The organism is Microlunatus ginsengisoli, assembly GCF_039537205.1.
GTDB classification, from domain to species: Bacteria; Actinomycetota; Actinomycetes; order Propionibacteriales; family Propionibacteriaceae; genus Microlunatus; species Microlunatus ginsengisoli.
In genome coordinates this window covers 1-16,657 of sequence record NZ_BAABAB010000005.1, presented here as the reverse complement: position 1 = coordinate 16,657, position 16,657 = coordinate 1, and the positions used below count along the sequence as shown (strand labels likewise).

Annotated in this window: 11 protein-coding genes; 5 read left to right on the top strand and 6 right to left on the bottom strand. The window is 69.7% G+C overall.

Features of this window, described 5'->3' with window-relative positions; all coding sequences use genetic code 11:
• Positions 1-12 precede the first annotated feature (12 nt).
• Complete coding sequence (locus ABD747_RS02370) at positions 13-1,674, top strand: FAD-binding dehydrogenase (protein ID WP_344801482.1); 1,662 nt, start codon at positions 13-15, stop codon at positions 1,672-1,674.
• A 167-nt stretch (positions 1,675-1,841) separates the two neighbouring features.
• On the opposite strand, the gene ABD747_RS02365 is transcribed toward ABD747_RS02370, so the two are convergent.
• The gene (locus ABD747_RS02365) at positions 1,842-2,132 is read right to left on the bottom strand and encodes a chorismate mutase (protein WP_344801481.1); all 291 of its coding nucleotides are present in this window, start codon (positions 2,130-2,132) and stop codon (positions 1,842-1,844) included.
• Between the two features lie 804 nt (positions 2,133-2,936).
• On the opposite strand from ABD747_RS02365, the gene ABD747_RS02360 reads away from it, so the two are divergent.
• The 3 genes from ABD747_RS02360 (at position 2,937) to ABD747_RS02350 (ending at position 7,589) form a co-directional block, all read left to right on the top strand.
• Complete coding sequence (locus tag ABD747_RS02360) at positions 2,937-4,682, top strand: glycosyltransferase family 2 protein (RefSeq protein WP_344801480.1); 1,746 nt, start codon at positions 2,937-2,939, stop codon at positions 4,680-4,682.
• Positions 4,679-5,416 (top strand): HlyD family efflux transporter periplasmic adaptor subunit, encoded by a 738-nt coding sequence (locus ABD747_RS02355; RefSeq protein WP_344801479.1) that lies wholly within the window; start codon positions 4,679-4,681, stop codon positions 5,414-5,416. Before ABD747_RS02360 ends, ABD747_RS02355 begins: the two co-directional genes overlap by 4 nt.
• A 103-nt stretch (positions 5,417-5,519) precedes the next feature.
• Positions 5,520-7,589: a glycosyl hydrolase gene (locus ABD747_RS02350; RefSeq protein ID WP_344801478.1), complete on the top strand. Its 2,070-nt coding sequence runs from the start codon at positions 5,520-5,522 to the stop codon at positions 7,587-7,589.
• A 330-nt stretch (positions 7,590-7,919) separates the two neighbouring features.
• Here the strand turns inward: ABD747_RS02350 and ABD747_RS02345 are convergent, their stop codons facing one another.
• Positions 7,920-8,858, bottom strand: a complete 939-nt coding sequence (locus ABD747_RS02345) for a phosphotransferase (RefSeq protein ID WP_344801477.1) — start codon at positions 8,856-8,858, stop codon at positions 7,920-7,922.
• A 150-nt stretch (positions 8,859-9,008) separates the two neighbouring features.
• Between ABD747_RS02345 and ABD747_RS02340 the strand changes: the two genes are divergently transcribed.
• Positions 9,009-9,479: an SSI family serine proteinase inhibitor gene (locus ABD747_RS02340; RefSeq protein ID WP_344801476.1), complete on the top strand. Its 471-nt coding sequence runs from the start codon at positions 9,009-9,011 to the stop codon at positions 9,477-9,479.
• Between the two features lie 55 nt (positions 9,480-9,534).
• Here ABD747_RS02340 and ABD747_RS02335 read toward each other — a convergent pair whose 3' ends face one another.
• The 4 genes from ABD747_RS02335 to ABD747_RS02320 form a co-directional block, all read right to left on the bottom strand.
• Positions 9,535-11,199 (bottom strand): glycerol-3-phosphate dehydrogenase/oxidase, encoded by a 1,665-nt coding sequence (locus ABD747_RS02335; protein ID WP_344801475.1) that lies wholly within the window; start codon positions 11,197-11,199, stop codon positions 9,535-9,537.
• 91 nt (positions 11,200-11,290) lie between these two features.
• Positions 11,291-12,394 carry a GuaB3 family IMP dehydrogenase-related protein gene (locus ABD747_RS02330; protein WP_344801474.1) on the bottom strand — a complete coding sequence of 368 codons (1,104 nt, stop codon included), beginning with the start codon at positions 12,392-12,394 and terminating at the stop codon, positions 11,291-11,293.
• Positions 12,395-12,647: 253 nt separating this feature from the next.
• The gene (gene guaB / locus ABD747_RS02325; protein WP_344801473.1) at positions 12,648-14,207 is read right to left on the bottom strand and encodes an IMP dehydrogenase; all 1,560 of its coding nucleotides are present in this window, start codon (positions 14,205-14,207) and stop codon (positions 12,648-12,650) included.
• Positions 14,208-14,446: 239 nt separating this feature from the next.
• The gene (locus ABD747_RS02320) at positions 14,447-16,504 is read right to left on the bottom strand and encodes a M3 family metallopeptidase (protein ID WP_344801472.1); all 2,058 of its coding nucleotides are present in this window, start codon (positions 16,502-16,504) and stop codon (positions 14,447-14,449) included.
• Positions 16,505-16,657: the final 153 nt, after the last annotated feature.

Here is a 16,657-nt window from a genome sequence, read left to right as displayed (position 1 = left end):
ACCATGTGAGCCATGGACTCTGACGTCATCGTGATCGGCGCCGGGCTGTCCGGTCTGGTGGCGACCGCCGAGCTGGCCGACGCCGAGAAGTCGGTGATCCTGCTCGACGGTGAGCCGCAGCAGTCGTTCGGTGGTCAGGCGCACTGGTCGTTCGGCGGCCTGTTCCTGGTCGACTCGCCCGAGCAGCGCCGGCTGCGGATCCGCGACTCGACCGAGCTGGCGCTGGCCGACTGGCTGGGCAGCGCCGCCTTCGACCGGCCGGAGGACTACTGGCCGCGCCGCTGGGCCGAAGGATTCGTCGAGTTCGCCGGCGGCGAGCTGCGACCGTGGCTGCGCGGTCTGGGGGTGCGGTTCTTCCCGCTCGTCCAGTGGGCCGAGCGGGGCGGCTACAGCGCACCCGGCCACGGCAACTCCGTGCCACGGTTCCACGTCACCTGGGGCACCGGTCCCGGGCTGGTCGAGCCGTTCGCCCAGCGAGTGCTGAACTCACGGCGTGTCCGGCTCCGCTGCCGGCACAAGGTCACCCAGCTCGAGATCTCCTCCGCCGGCGTGCTGGTCTCCGGCGACGTCCTGGAGCCGAGCGAGGTGCCGCGCGGCGTGCGCAGCTCCGAGGTCAAGGTCGGTGAGTTCAGCTACACCGCCTCGGCCGTGGTGGTCGCCAGCGGCGGCATCGGCGGAAACCACGACCTGGTCCGGGCGCACTGGCCGGTCGGCTGGGGCGACCCGCCGGAGCAGATGCTCAGCGGCGTACCGGACTTCGTCGACGGCTCGATGCTCTCGATCGCCTCGGTCGCCGGCGGACGGCTGATCAACTCCGACCGGATGTGGCACTACCCGGAGGGGATCGTCAACCACGACCCGGTCTGGACGCGGCACGGGATCCGGATCCTGCCCGGTCCGTCGTCGCTCTGGCTGGACGCCCGCGGCGAACGGCTGCCCGCTCCCCTCTTCCCCGGCTTCGACGCCCTGGGGGCGCTGCGGCACATCACCTCCGGCGGCCACGCCTATTCCTGGTACGTGCTGGACCAGACCACACTCAACGCCGAGTTCGCCCTGTCCGGATCCGAGCAGAACGCCGACCTGACCGGCAAGGACCTCAGGCTGCTGGCCGGCCGAGTCAGGCCCGGGCCGACCCCGGAGGTGGCCGCGTTCCAGGACCGCGGGGTCGACTTCCTGAGCGCCGACACGGTGGCCGAGCTGGCCGCGAAGATGAACCAGCTCGCCGGCGCGCACCTGATCGACGCGGACGCCCTCCAGGCCACGATCCGGGCACATGACCTGCAGATCCGTTCCGGCCTCGGCAAGGACCCGCAGGTGGTGGCCACCAGCGCGGCCCGCAAGTTCCTCGGCGACCGGCTGATCCGGGTCGCCGCCCCGCACGAGTTCCTCGATCCCCGGGATCCGTCCGGCGGCCGGGTCGGCAGTGGTGGGCCGCTGGTGGCCGTCCGGCTGCACGTGCTGACCCGCAAGACGCTCGGCGGGCTGGAGACGGACCTGGACGGCCGGATGCTGGGATCCGACGGCCAGCCCGTGCACGGTGTGTACGCCGTCGGCGAGGCCGCCGGCTTCGGCGGCGGCGGGGTGCACGGCTATCGGGCACTCGAGGGGACGTTCCTCGGCGGGTGCCTGTTCACCGGCCGCACCGCCGGCCGCTCCCTCGCCGCCACCCTCTAGCCCGCCGCCCCCAGGTCGGAAACTGTGCAGAACCTGCAGCGACACGCCGGCCGAACCTGCAACAGCCGCACAGTTTTCCGGGCGTGGTGGGGGTTCCCGGGAGGGGGCACCCGCGGGCCGAGGTCGGGGCGCCGGGTTGGGCACGGGGCTCCGAGAGGCCGGAGACGTCAGCCGGCGGCGATCCGCTCGTGGTGGCGGACGACCTCGGCCACGACGAAGTTGAGGAACTTCTCGGCGAACTCCGGATCGAGCTTGGCCTCCTCGGCGAGCCGGCGCAGCCGCGCGATCTGCTGCGCCTCGCGCTGCGGGTCGGCCGGCGGCAGCTCGTGCGCCGCCTTCAGCACACCCACCTGCTGCGTGATCTTGAACCGCTCGGCGAGCAGATGGATCAGCGCGGCGTCCATGTTGTCGATGCTGTCCCGCAACCGGCGCAGCTCCGCGGCCACCTCCTCGTCCATGGCATCGGAGCCTAGTACTCACGCCCGGAGGCACGAGCCGCCGTTCCGCGGCCGGAATCGAGCGGACACCAAGACGCAACGCGTCGAGCCCGCTGTGACCTTCCTAACGTGCCCGGATCACAGTTTCGGCCGATCCCCGAGGCAGACCAGGCCAGGCGCTGGTCCCATACCAGTCGAGCAGACCAGTTGGGGGGACGAAAGTCCCTGGTTCAGGCGAGAGCCGGCTGGAGCGTCGGATCTGGGGCAGACCAGTCAAACCCCCTCATTGATACCAGTTGTCGGCGTCTGCAGACCCCCTGTGAGGCGGCACACTGAGCCGTAACCCGGTGTTTACCCGACCGCCGAAACAACGATTTCGGACGCGCCGGAAGAACCTCTATGGTTATGACATCGAAGGAATCCGGAGCCGGATCGGGACGATCGAGATGATCAACCGAGAGGGAATCGAGACAGTCCTTCGAGACTCATCGCGATGAGACAGCGACCGGCGCACAGAGGCGCCGAGCACCGGGACGGTTGGCACGTATGAGGTGCCGACACCCCGCCCGCGGCAAGGCAGCCGCACACGCGACATCGAAGTCGGTCACGGGAGACCGTGGCGGGCCGGCAGCGATCATGCCCGGATCGAGCCGATCACCAGCCACGACACCCAGGACCGAAAACCCTTCGGCGTCGGCGCCCCCGCAAAACACCGAATTTGTGGAGAGTTCACACATGGCCAGACCGGCCCACGACTATGCACGCGTCGATAAACACGTGCCCGTTACCCGCAGAGCGGAGACGGCCAATCCGTACTCGCCCGTGATGATCTTGCTTTCCTTGATCGCCACCTTGGGCATCCTGCTCTATGCGCAGTTCCTGCTCAATCCGAGCAACCGCGGCGACTTCATCCCCTACGTGATGGTCATCGTCGCCGAGACGATCCTCGTCACCCACGCCCTGCTGTCGATGTGGACGATCCTGTCGGGTCGGACCAGCGCGAAGACCTTCGGCTACCACGAGGCACGCCGGGTGATGTTCGACAAGAAGGCGATCAAGGCCGCCGGCCTGACCGACCAGCCCGAGCTGTGGCCGATCCTGCTGAACGGCAAGCAGGTCCTGGTCGACGTCTTCATCACCGTCTACGGCGAGGACATCGAGAAGATCCGTGCGACTGCCACGGCCGCGATGGCCATCAAGGGCAAGCACCGCACGTGGATCCTGGACGACGGCCGCTCCGACGATGTGAAGGCCCTGGCCGACGAGCTCGGCTGCCACTACGTCCGCCGGCTCTCCAGCGGTGGCGCCAAGGCCGGCAACATCAACCACGCGCTGTCGATCGCCAAGGGCGACTTCTTCGCGGTGTTCGACGCCGACTTCGTGCCCCGGCCGGAGTTCCTGGTCGAGACGATGCCGTTCTTCGAGAACAGCACCGTGGCGTTCGTGCAGACCCCGCAGACGTACGGCAACCTGATCAACATGGTGTCCCGCGGTGCGGGCTACATGCAGACCGTCTTCTACAAGTTCGTCCAGCCCGGCCGGAACCACTTCAACGCCGCGTTCTGCGTCGGCACGAACGTGATCTATCGGCGCGCGGCGGTCAACGACGTGGGCGGCATCTACACCGACTCCAAGTCCGAGGACGTCTGGACGTCGCTGATGCTGCACGAGCGCGGCTGGAAGACGATCTACATCCCCAAGACCCTCGCGGTCGGGGACGCACCGGAGACCATCGAGGCCTACACCAAGCAGCAGCTGCGCTGGGCGACCGGTGGCTTCGAGATCCTGCTCACCCACAACCCGCTCAGCCCGCGGCGGAAGCTCTCGATGGACCAGCGGATCATGTACCTGGTCACCGCGACGCACTACCTGACCGGTATCGCCCCGGGCATCTTGCTGATGGTGCCGGCGCTGGAGGTCTTCTTCGACCTGCGGCCGGTGAACCTGACGATCAGCTGGCAGACCTGGTTGCTGTTCTACGCCGGCTTCTACCTGCTGCAGATCCTGCTCGCCTTCTACACCCTCGGCTCGTTCCGCTGGGAGGTGCTGATGCTGGCCGCGGTCTCCTTCCCGATCTACATCAGCGCGTTCTACAACGCGCTGACGAAGAAGGAGCAGAAGTGGCACGTCACCGGCTCCAAGAGCAAAGTCCAATCTCCGTTCAACTTCATGATTCCCCAGGTGTTGGTGTTCTTCTTCCTCGCCTTCACCTCGGTGGTCTCGATCTGGCGTGACCTCGGCAACAGCCAGCTGAGCCTGGCGACCGCCTGGTGTGTGACCAACACGTTCATCCTCGGCGCGTTCATCGTGGTCGCGTTCAAGGAGAGCTGGCACAACAAGCACCCGCGTGACCTCGTGCCCGATCCCGTCGCCGGCATCACCGACGTCGAGGACGGCACGGAGACCGCACCCGCGGTGCTCGCCAACACGATCGATCGTCCGGCGCTGGAGGCACAGGCTGCCGCCAACGGGGACACCACCGAGAAGAACGACACCATCTCGGTTCTCGCGGCCGACGCCGCCGAGGACGAGAACACCGATGACATCAAGAATGGGGTTTACGCGAAATGACCTGGACCAACCGCTTCCGATTGTTCGGAGGGATCATCGGCGTACTGCTCATCGTCGCCGTGCTCACCCTCATCTTCAACCAGCGCCAGACCAAGGCGACCAGCCTGACCGCCACCATCGCGGCCGACACCTATGACGTCGGCGCGGCCTACGGCGGCACCGTGATCAAGCAGTACGTCAAGGAGGGCGACGTCGTCGCCAAGGGCGACAAGCTCTTCACCATCAACAGCGTTCCGCTCCAGCAGGACCTGTCCAACGGCCTGGACCTGCAGAGCTCCGACGCCTACACCGTCGACAAGAAGGCCGGCACCCTGACCTACAAGGCGACCGTCGCCGGCCAGGTCACCGATCTCAAGGCCAAGCTCGGCAACTCGCTGGGCACCGGCGCCCCGTTCGCCACGATCTCCGTGGTCGACAGCCAGTACGTGGATGCGAAGTTCCTGCTCTCCCCCGGCGACTACGCCCGGATCGAGAAGGGCGCTCCGGTCGACATCGTGCTGCCGAACAACGAGATCATCGCCGGCACGGTGAGCACCATCGAGGTGACCACCGACCAGAGCAAGGCGCTGACCGAGCTCCGGATCGACAGCCCGGAGCTGACCAACTCCGACCTGGCCAACGTCAACCATCCGGGCACTCCGGTGACCGCCACCGTCCAGATGCGCGACGACGGCCCGCTGGCCGGGGTCAGCGACATGGCGTTCAACTTCCTCCGTCAGATCGGGCTCAAGTAGGCGCCTTCGGCCGGACCGAACGCACACCTGATCATGTCCGCCGCGTCGTCGCCAGCGACGACGCGGTCGGGCATGGCCAATCAGGAACAGGAGTTCCACTGATATGAACCTTCCCCACCTTCGCAAGACCCTGTCCGACAAGACCTTTTCTCGACGTACGCTGCTGGCCGGGCTGGCCGTCACCTCGGTGGCGGTCGGCGCGGCCGCCTGCGGCGCCGGCGGTGGCCTCGACAAGGCGACCAACACCAAGTCCGCCACCGGCGCGGAGGTCTTCCCGGCCTCGCAGGTCGACTCGTTGACCGCCGCGATGACCAACAAGACGCTCAAGGACCTGAAGGCCGAGCGGCTCGCCGACGGCCTGATCCCGCCGACCAACCGCTGGTTCTCCGGTCTGGTGTTCGGCGACCAGGCGCAGCCGGTCTTCCCGCTGCCGTTGAGCTTCGGGCTGACCGACAACGGCTTCGCGCTCGGCCTGCCGACCGTGACCGCCACCGAGAAGAACATCGCCGGCGGCTACAAGCCGGACATCTCCGTCGATGCCGGCGTGAAGTCGGCGAAGGTCAGTGCGTACGACACGCTGACGGTGACCATCGACCTGCTCGACGACGGCGGCACGCTGGTCGGCAAGACGACGATCGCCGAGGGTTCGCCGTTCATCCGCTACACCGCGGAGCAGGCGGGCACCCTCCAGCTGAACCTGCCGTTCACCGCCTCCGGTGACTTCTGGACGGTGAAGGCGGGCGACACCACGTACGGCCTGGTGGTCACCGACGGCAAGGTCGACGGGCAGAGCGTCAAGCTCTCCAAGGGTGGCGCGGCCATCCTGTTCGCGGTGCCGGCCGACGGCGCTGCCGACAAGCTCGCCACGCTGGCCCCGAACGCGGTGACCGGCAGCTCGCTGGCGTACAAGATCTCCGGCGACACGATCACCACCACGCTCAGCTACCAGGCGAAGGGCGACACCGCCTTCGCGGTGCTGCCGCACCACGCCAAGAACCTGGACTCCAGCGTCAAGGCAGACCTGGGGACGTACCCCAGCATCTTCGGCACCCTCAAGCTGTGCACCGGCACGGACCTGATCTACACCACTCCGGTGTCGGAACCGACCAGCGCGCTCGACATCGACTCGCTCAGCGGCGCGGAGAAGAAGCAGCTGTCCGACCAGGTGACCAAGGACATCGCCGCCATCCCGGCGTTCCCCGCGGACACCTACTTCGGCGGCAAGGCGCTGTATCGGGTCGCCATGCTGTGGCAGCTGGCCACCCAGCTCAAGCTGGACGGGCCGGCCGGCCAGGCCAAGGCGAAGCTGACCGACACCCTCGGCCAGTGGACCGATCCGACCGGTGCGACCAAACGCGACGCGTTCTGCTTCGTCTACGACGACCAGAACAAGGGCGTGGTCGGGCTGACGCCGTCGTTCGGCTCCGACGAGTTCAACGACCACCACTTCCACTACGGCTACTTCCTCTACGCCGCCGGTGTGCTGACCCAGGACGATCCCGCCCTGGCCAAGCAGTACGCACCGGTGATGAACCTGCTGGCGGCCGACATCGCCTCCAGCGCGGGGAACGGGAAGTTCCCGGACCGCCGCGTGTTCGACGCGTACGCCGGTCACTCCTGGGCGTCCGGCACCTCACCGTTCGCCGACGGCAACAACCAGGAGTCCAGCTCCGAGGCGATCACCGCCTGGACGGGGCTGGCGAAGTGGGCCAAGAGCAGCGGCAACGACGCCTTGGAGACCGAGGCGATCTGGATGCTGTCCACCGAGGCGCAGGCTGGGTTGGCCTACTGGACGAACTTCGACGCCAGCGAGCCGGTGTACTCCGGCTTCGGCCACAAGATCGTTCCGTTGAACTGGGGCGGCAAGCGTGACTACGCCACCTGGTTCTCCCCGGAGCCGGCAGCGATGCTCGGCATCCTGGTGATCCCGATGAGCCCCGCGTCGACCTACCTCGGCGGGGACTCGGACCGGATCAACGCCAACGTCGCCGAGGCGACCAGCGGGAAGTTCGACCAGAAGTTCGGCGACTACCTGCTGATGTACGCCGCGCTGGCCGGCGAGAGCGAGCGCAAGGCGGCGCTGCAGACGGCGCAGACGCTGGACGACAAGTGGATCGACGACGGCAACAGCCGGTCGTACCTGCTCGGCTGGCTGATGGCGCTGAAGAGCTGACAGGGCGAGCGTCACGCGAGCCCGAACCTCACCAGGGCGAGCGTTGGGTCGATGGGCGTGCACCGAAAGCGCACCATCGCGCGAGCCTGAACCATCAAGACTGCGTGGTCGATTCCGTCGGGGAACCCTCGTCATTCGACGCGGCTGCGCGTAAGGCCTGACCGGCCGTTGTTTCGGTGAACGGACGGACAGGAACGGGCAGCGGGTCCGGTCTCGGCATATCGAGGCCGGACCCGCGTTGGTCTGTCCACCCGGTGACGGGTGAGTCGCCGAGGCGGGCAGGCGGCTCCAGTTCACCACACAACTGTTCGTACGCCCAACGTAGGTTTCTCAGCCGAGGTCGTCGGCCAGCCGCTGCAGCCACCCCGACGGACCGTCGGAGAAGCCCAGCTCGGCACCCGCCTCTGGCGTGCCGAGCGCGCGGGCCCAGCCGAGCGCCCGGATCAGTCCACCGGTCCGGACCGCCAGCTCGCACTGGCTCAGGAGATCGCCGCGGCTCTCGCCGGCGGCCAGCCAGGGCTCGAGGTAGGCGTCCCGGACCCGGACCAGCTCGGGAGCGTCCGCCGGCAGCTCGAGGGCGTACGCCAGCACGTCGATGGTCACCCGGAGGGTGGAGAACGGGTGGGAGAGCACGGCGTCTCCCCAGTCGATGATCCGGCACCGGCCGTCGACGTCGACGAACACGTTCCCGTCGTGCAGGTCGTCGTGCTGGATCGTCGCCGGTACGCCGCCGGCCAGCTCGGCCGCCGCCGCGGCCAGCGCGTCGCGCGAGCCGACGATCCGGCCGAGCTCGGCCGGACCGAGCTCCGGGTTGGCCGTCGTGGTGAACCACCGCCGGTCGGCGACCAGCGCGTCGAACGCGTCCAGCAGCCGGTCCGGGGTCAGGTCGGGAAGCCCCGCCGCGCGCAGCGCCGGCACCGGTGTGACGCGCTGCAGCTCGCCGTACGCCGGTAGCAGGGTGCACCAGAACGCCACGATCTCGGCCGGTTCCGCGCCGGCGAAGCGCTCGCGGACCGGCGCCCCCGCATCGCGGATCAGCGTCCACGGCATCGAGGCGTGCACGAGGGACTCCGCGAGCAGGGACGACCCGGTCGTCGCCAGCGCGGCGAGCAGCCGGGGCTCATAGACGGTGAGCTCCTTGTTGACCTTGAGCCACCAGCGGCCGTCGGCGGCCTCGACCCGCCAGACGTCAGCCCACGGCCTGGTCCGCAACGGCTCGATCTCGGCTCCGGTGAGCAACCCGGCCGTCCACTCCTGGGGGGTGAGCATCGTGCTCGTCTCCATTTCGGCCTCGGCTGTTGCGGTCGTCTGATCGATGGCGAACTTACTGCGCAAGTGGTGCCGAATCGACCCGGGGACACAGCCGCCCGACGTAAGGTTGGCCGCGAAGTCCAGCGGGGGGACAAGGGGGAAAGACGCGTGAAGGAGCCTGTCGGGGGGCGACTCCTCGGTCTCGGCGCGACCATTCTCCTGCTCGGTCTGCTGGGCTGCCGCAGCACTGCCAGCGGCGAGCCGAGCACACCGCTCGACACGCCCGCGCCGACGCCGGCGACGGCCGCGACGGCCGGGCCGACTGCCGAACTCACCATCGTGGTGGACCCCGGCAACGGTGCCGCCACGACGACCTGGCGGCTGTCCTGCGATCCCGCCGGCGGCGACCACCCGGATCCGGTCGGTGCCTGCCAGGCGCTCGAGGTCAACGGAGCGAGCGCCCTGCCGCCGGTGCCGAAGGACCGGGCCTGCACGATGATCTACGGCGGACCGGAGCGGGCCACCGTGACCGGCACGATGAACGGTGCCAAGGTGAAGTCGACCTTCACCCGCACCAACGGCTGCGAGATCGATCGCTGGTCCCAGCTGGTGCCGCTGCTGCCGGAGCCGACCGGCTGAGTTGCGTTCGTCCCGGCGCACCGATATGTCGAGCTTCACGCCGGCCGACCGGTGATTACCAGCCGGTCAGGGCGGCTGCCGCGGAGGCGTCGTCGGGCATCGTGTGGCTGCGGCGCTCGGCCTCGATCCGATCCAGGTAGACGCTGATCTGACGGGCGGTCTCGCGCTCGTCCCAGCCGAGCACCTCGGCCACCAGGTCCGCCGCGAACGGGGCCGCCGAGACGCCCCAGTCACGGGTCTCGATGGCGATCCCGGTCCGCCGGCCGAGGATGTCGGTCAGGTGCAGGGCACCCTCGTGACTGGCTGCGTAGACGATCTCCGCGGCCAGATAGTCCTCGGCACCCGGCACCGCCCGGCCGAGGGACGGGCGTTCGGCGATGCCGACCAGCAGCTCGTCGGCGAGCGAGCCGTAGCGGTTCAGCAGGTGCTCGATCCGGCCGACCGGTAGCCCGGCCTGGCGGGCCAGCAGGTGCCGCTGGTTCCACCGCGCGTGATAGCCCTCGGCACCGAGCAACGGCAGCCGGGTCGTCACCGACCGCTCGATCAGGCCGCCGATCTCCCGCCCGGCCGCATCCCCCGCGCGCGCGGCCATCACCCGGTACGTCGTGAACGAGCCGCCGGCGGCCACGACCAGCCCGCGCCGAGGTGCGGTGACCCGCAGCTCGCTGGACAGCGGCGAGCCGACCACATCGCCGGCACGGCGCGGCCGGAACGACGACAACGGCCGAAGTCCGGCATAGCAGCCGACCACGTCGGCCTCGGTCAGCGGTGCGGCCAGGTGCCGGTTCACCGCGGAGAGCAGCTCCTCGATGTCGCGCGCGGTGGCCGCCGGATGCTCCAGCTCCTCCCGCCACGGCGTGTCGGTGGTGCCGATGATCCAGAACCGGCCCCACGGGATCAGGAACAGCACCGAGCTGCCGGCGCGGGTGACGACGCCGGTGGAGGCCCGGATCCGGTCCCGGGGCACCACGAGATGGATGCCCTTGCTGGCCACACCGGGCCGGGGCGGGTCGGCCGCATCCGGATCCGCGAGCGGTCCCAGCAGCCGGTCGGTCCAGACCCCGGCCGCGCTGACCACGACGGTGGCTCGGATCTCGTGCTCGGCGCCGCTCAGCTCGTCGATGACCCGGGCGCCGACCACCCGATCGGCGTCCCGGAGCAGCTCGACGCAGGACGTACGGTTCGCGACCAGGGCACCGTACGCTGCCGCGGTCCGGACCAGCGTGAGGACGTAGCGGGCATCGTCGGTCTCGGCGTCGTAGTACTGCACCGCGCCGGTCACGCGGTCCGTGGCCAGCCCGGGAGCGATCCGCTTCACCGAGCGCAGGGCGAGGTGGCGGTGGTGCGGCAGGGCGCGCGGCTGGCCGGGCACCCGCGCCAGCCCGTCGTACAGCAGCAGGCCGGCGCCGACGTACGCCCGCTCGATCGCGTGATGGTGCAGCGGGTACAGGAACGGCACCCGCCGGACGAGGTGCGGCGCGATCCGGTCCAGCAGCAGGGTGCGCTCGCGCAGCGACTCCTTGACCAGACCGAACTGGAACAGCTCGAGATGGCGCAACCCGCCGTGGATCAGCTTGCTGGACCGTCCGGAGGCGCCGAACGCCCAGTCCCGTGCCTCCACCAGGCCGACCCGCAACCCGCGACTGACCAGGTCGAGCGCGGTGCCGGCCCCGACCACGCCGCCGCCGATCACCAGCGCATCCAGCGGTCCGGCGCTCATTCGGTCCAGCGCGGCCGCGCGGCCGTCGCGATCAAGCCGTGAATCCACTACAGAGCTGTCTCCCGATCTGGAAGGTATGTCGGTCGGGGGGTCAGCCGACGACGACCTCGACCCGCTGGAACTCCTTCACCTCGGTATACCCCGTGGTGCCCATCGCCTTGCGCAGGGCACCCACCAGGTTCATCGTCCCGTCCGGAACGGTGGACGGACCGAGCAGGATCTCCTCGAGGGTGCCGACCGTGCCGAACGCGGCCCGCTCGCCGCGGGGCAGGCTCGGGTGCCACGCCTCGGCGCCCCAGTGGTAGCCGCGTCCCGGCGCCTCGGCGGCCTTGGCCAGCGGCGATCCGACCATCACCGCGTCGGCACCGCAGGCGATCGCCTTGGCGATGTCGCCGGAGCGGCCGACCGAGCCGTCGGCGATCACGTGCACGTAGCGACCGCCGGACTCGTCCAGGTAGTCGCGGCGGGCGGCCGCTACGTCGGAGACCGCGCTGGCCATCGGCACCGCCACCCCGAGCACCGACCGGCTGGTCGAGGCCGCTCCCCCGCCGAACCCGACCAGGACGCCGGCCGCGCCGGTGCGCATCAGGTGCAGCGCCGCCTGGTGGGTGGCGCAGCCGCCGACGATGACCGGCACGTCCAGCTCGTAGATGAACTGCTTCAGGTTCAGCGGCTCGCTGGCGCTGGAGACGTGCTCGGCCGAGACGGTCGTCCCCCTGATCACGAAGAAGTCGACGCCGGCGTCGACGACGGCCTTGGCGTACGCCGAGGTGTGCTGCGGGCTGAGCGCGCCGGCCGCCGGGACGCCGGCCGCCCGGATCTCCGCGATTCGCTGCCCGATCAGCTCCGGCTTGATCGGCTCGGCATAGATCTGCTGGATCCGCCGGGTCGCGTCCATCGGGTCCGGCGCCGCCACGATCTCCTCCAGCAGCGGTTCCGGATCGGCGTAGCGGGTCCACAGACCCTCGAGATTGAGCACCCCGAGCCCGCCGAGCCGGCCCAGCTGGATCGCCGTGCTCGGCGACATCACCGAGTCCATCGGCGCCGCGATCAGCGGGAACGCGAACGTATAGGCGTCGATCCGCCAGGTCAGCGACACCTCCTCGTCGCCCCGCGTACGCCGCGACGGCACGATCGCGATGTCGTCGAACGCAAACGCCTGCTCCGCCCGCTTGCTCCGCCCGATCTCGAACATGACCGCCACCTTAGTGGCACGTCCTCGGAGCCAGCGGGAGGTACTGGGCGCCACCAACAGACCCGGCCGCGGCGGGCGAGCCAGGCAGTAAAGCCGTGCCGCGCGTTGTCGAGCGTCGGCAAGCGGAGCGCCCGGGCTTTCACTTCCGACCGAACGAGACGGCCAACCCAGCCCGCGGCAGCGGCACGATCTGATGCCGGCGAGCGAGGGAGAAAGTGAAAGTCAAGAAGGGCGCTCAGCGAGCGCGAGACAACTACCCAGAATAGTTCGGCGCCTCGACGGTCATCTGGATGTCGTGGGGGTGGGACTCGCGCAGGCCGGCGGAGGTGATCCGGACGAACCGGCCGCGCCGGTGCAGCTCGGGGACGGTCGCGGCGCCGGTGTAGAACATCGACTGGCGCAGCCCTCCGACCAGTTGGTAGGCCACCGCGGCCAGCGGTCCGCGGAACGGGACCTGGCCCTCGATCCCCTCAGCGATCAGGTTCGAGTCGTTGGTGACGTCGCCCTGGAAGTAGCGGTCCTTGGAGAACGACGCGTTCCGGCCGCGGGAGGCCATCGCCCCGAGCGAGCCCATCCCCCGGTAGGTCTTGAACTGCTTGCCGTTGACGAAGATCAGCTCGCCCGGGCTCTCCTCGCAGCCCGCCAGCAGCGAGCCGAGCATGACCGTGTCGGCCCCCGCGACGAGGGCCTTGGCGATGTCGCCGGAGTATTGCAGCCCGCCGTCGCCGATCAGCGGCACGCCGGCTGGGCGGCAGGCCAGGGACGCGTTGTGGATGGCGGTGACCTGGGGGACGCCGACCCCGGCGACCACCCGGGTGGTGCAGATCGAGCCTGGGCCGACCCCGACCTTCACCCCGTCCACCCCGGCATCGACCAGCGCCTTCGCACCGGCGTACGTCGCGACGTTGCCGGCCACGATGTCGACCCCGCCGGCCGCGGGCTCCGCCTTCAGCCGCCGGACCATGTCCACCACCCCGTGCGAGTGCCCGTGGGCGGTGTCCACGATCAGCAGGTCGACACCCTCCTCGACCAGGGCCATCGCCCGCTTCCAGGCGTCCCCGAAGAAGCCGACCGCGGCACCGACCCGGAGCCGGCCCTGATCGTCCTTGGTGGCATCGGGGTACTGGTCGGACTTCACGAAGTCCTTGAGGGTGATCAGACCCTTGAGCCGGCCCTGCTCGTCGACCAGCGGCAGCTTCTCGATCTTGTTGGTGGCCAGCAGGTGCATGGCGTCGTCGTTGCTGATCCCGACCGGGCCGGTGACCAGCGGCATCTTGGTCATCACGTCGCCGACCAGCCGGCTCGGGTCGTTCTCGAACCGCATGTCGCGGTTGGTGACGATGCCGAGCAGGCGCAGGTCGCGATCGACGACCGGAACACCGGAGATCCGGTAGCGGCCGCACATGGCGTCGGCCTCGCCGATGGTCGCATCGGGTGAGATGGTGATCGGCTCGTCGACCATGCCGGCCTCCGACCGTTTCACCACGTCGACCTGGTGGGCCTGGTCCTCGATCGACAGGTTGCGGTGGATGATGCCGAGGCCGCCCTGGCGGGCGATCGCCACGGCCATCCGGGCCTCGGTCACGGTGTCCATCGGCGAGGAGATCAGCGGCATCTTCACCGAGATGCGCTTCGACACCACGGTGGCGGTGCTCACTTGGGACGGTACGACGTCGCTCTCGTTCGGCTGCAGCAAGACGTCGTCGAAGGTGAGGCCGAGGGTGGCAAAGGGAGCAGGGACGCCGGCGGGCGTCAGATCACCGGGAAACTCCGACACGGTGGGCCTTTCGTGGTGGGCGCGCAGGCTCCACATCGTAGTCGCCGAAGATGACTGCTCTGCCCTTCGACGAGCTCAGGGCACGTTGGTGCATGCAGCTCAGGGCAGGAACCTGACCAACACCGACGCTGCGCGCCGGGGGGTGCAGGAGGTTCTGGTGAAACACGCTAATCCGTTTCACCAGAACCGACGAACGAGCCGGCTCGAAGCGCGGCGGAGCGCGGAGCGAGGCCTGGCGAGCGGAGCAGTCAAGCGAGGCCTGCCGAGCGGAGCAATCAACACAGTCCGCGGCGGGCGAGCAGCGGCTCGATCCGGGCGGGTCGGCCGCGGAAGGCGTCGTACAGCTCCAGCTCGGGGGCGGTCCCGCCGCGGCTGAGCAAGGCGTCGCGGAAAGCCTGGCCGGCAGCCCGGAGATCGCCGGCGTGCTCGCGGAACCACTCGACCGTGTCGGCGTCGAGCACCTCGCTCCATAGGTAGGAGTAGTACCCCGCCGAGTAGCCGCTGGCGAAGACGTGGTTGAAGTACGGCCCGCGGTAGCGCGGCGGGATGGCGTCGAGGTCCAGCCCCGCCTCGGCGAGCGCCCGGGCCTCGAACTCGGCGACATCGGTCACCGCCGCCGCCTCCGCCCGGGTCAGCCGGTGCCAGGCCAGGTCGATCCACGTCGCCGCCAGCGACGCGACCGTCTCGACGCCCTGGTTGAAGGTCGGCGGGTTGCGGAGCGCGGCCGCCAGCTCCGGGGGAAGCGGCGAGCCGTCGTCGACGTGCCGCGCGTAGCCGTCGAGCACGGCCGGCCAGCTGAGCCACATCTCGTTCACCTGGGACGGGAACTCGACGAAATCGCGCGCCACGGCCGTGCCGGACAGCCGCGGATAGCTGACGTCGGAGAACAACGCGTGCAGGGCGTGGCCGAATTCGTGGAAGAGGGTCGCGACCTCGTCCTGGGTCAGCAGCGCGGGGCTGCCGGCCGGCGGCTTCGGCACGTTCAGGTTGTTCGCCACCACCGGACGCTCGCCGAGCAGTCGAGACTGCGGGACGAGCGATTCCGACCAGGCACCGCCGCGCTTGCCGTCACGGGTGAAGAAGTCGGCGACGAACAGCCCCAGCCCCGACCCGTCGGCATCGAACACCTCGTACACCACGACATCGGGGTGATAGCCGGCCAGGTCGTCGCGCACCACGAAGCCGAGCCCGTAGAGCAGGGTCGCCGCGGCGAAGACACCGTCGGTCAGCACCCGCTCCAGCTCGACGTACGGCCGGATGGCGGACGCGTCGAACGCGTACCGGTCGCGGCGCACCCGGGCGGCGTAGTAGGCCCAGTCCGACGCCTCGAAGGGTGCGTCGTCCCCGTCGGCCCGTTTCGCCGCTGCGAGCTCCGCCGCCTCGCGACTCGCGTTCGCGGTCGCGGCCGGGATGATCCGATGCAGCATGTCGTCGACGCTGGCGTTGTCCTTCGCGGTCCGGTCGGCCAGCACGTAGTCGCTGTGCGACCGGTAGCCGAGCAGCTCCGCGCGCTCGGCGCGCAGCACGGCCAGCCGGCGGATCAGGTCGCGGTTGTCGTACGCGTTCCCGCGCGAGCCGCGAGACTGCGCGGCAGCCAGCAACCGGCGCCGCGACGCCGGTTCGTGCAGGGACTCCAACGCCGGCTGATGGGTCGGCAGCACCAGCGTGATCAGGTAGCCGTCCAGCCCCCGCTGGCGCGCAGCCTCCGCCGCGGCCCCGATCGCGTCCGGGCCCAGTCCGTCCAGCTCGGCGACGTCGCTGAACAGGACGGCGCTGTCGTTGGTGTCGGCCAGCAGGTTGGTGCCGAACGCGGTCGAGCACTCCGCGATCTGCCGGTTCAGGTCGGCCAGGTGGAGCCGGCTCGGCTCGTCCAGGGCCGCGCCGGCTCGGGACAGATCGGTGTGGTAGCGCTCCAGCAGCCGGACCTGCTCGGCGTCGAGCCCGAGCTGGGCGCGCTCCGCGTACAGGGCATCGATCCGATCGAACAGGCGCCGGTTCAGCATGATCTCGTCGGCGTGGACGGCGAACCGCGGCGCGTACGCGGTCTCCAGCGCCTCCAGCTCCGGGTTGGTGTCGGCGCTGGTCAACAGCCAGAAGACCCGCTGCGCCCGGCGGAGCAACCGGCCCGAGCGCTCGAGCGCCTCCAGCGTGTTGTCGAACGTGGCGGGGCCGGGCGTCGCCACGATGGCCTCGACCTCGGCCAGCTGGGCCGCCATCCCCTGCTCGAACGCGGCCTCGAGCGCCGCCGGCGTGCACTCGGCGAACGGCGGCAGGCCGTACGGCAGCGGGCTCGGCTCGGCGAAGGGATTGCTGGGGCGGACGTCGGCACTCACGAATGGCGACCCTACTGTCTTGCTTCGCTCGACAACTTGCCCCGCACCGACGCTGCGCGCCGGGGAGTGCAGGAGCGATCGGTGAAACACGCTAATGGGGGTGTAACAGGTGCCGGTGCGGCAGTCTGTTGCCCAGATCCCGTCGGCGGGTGA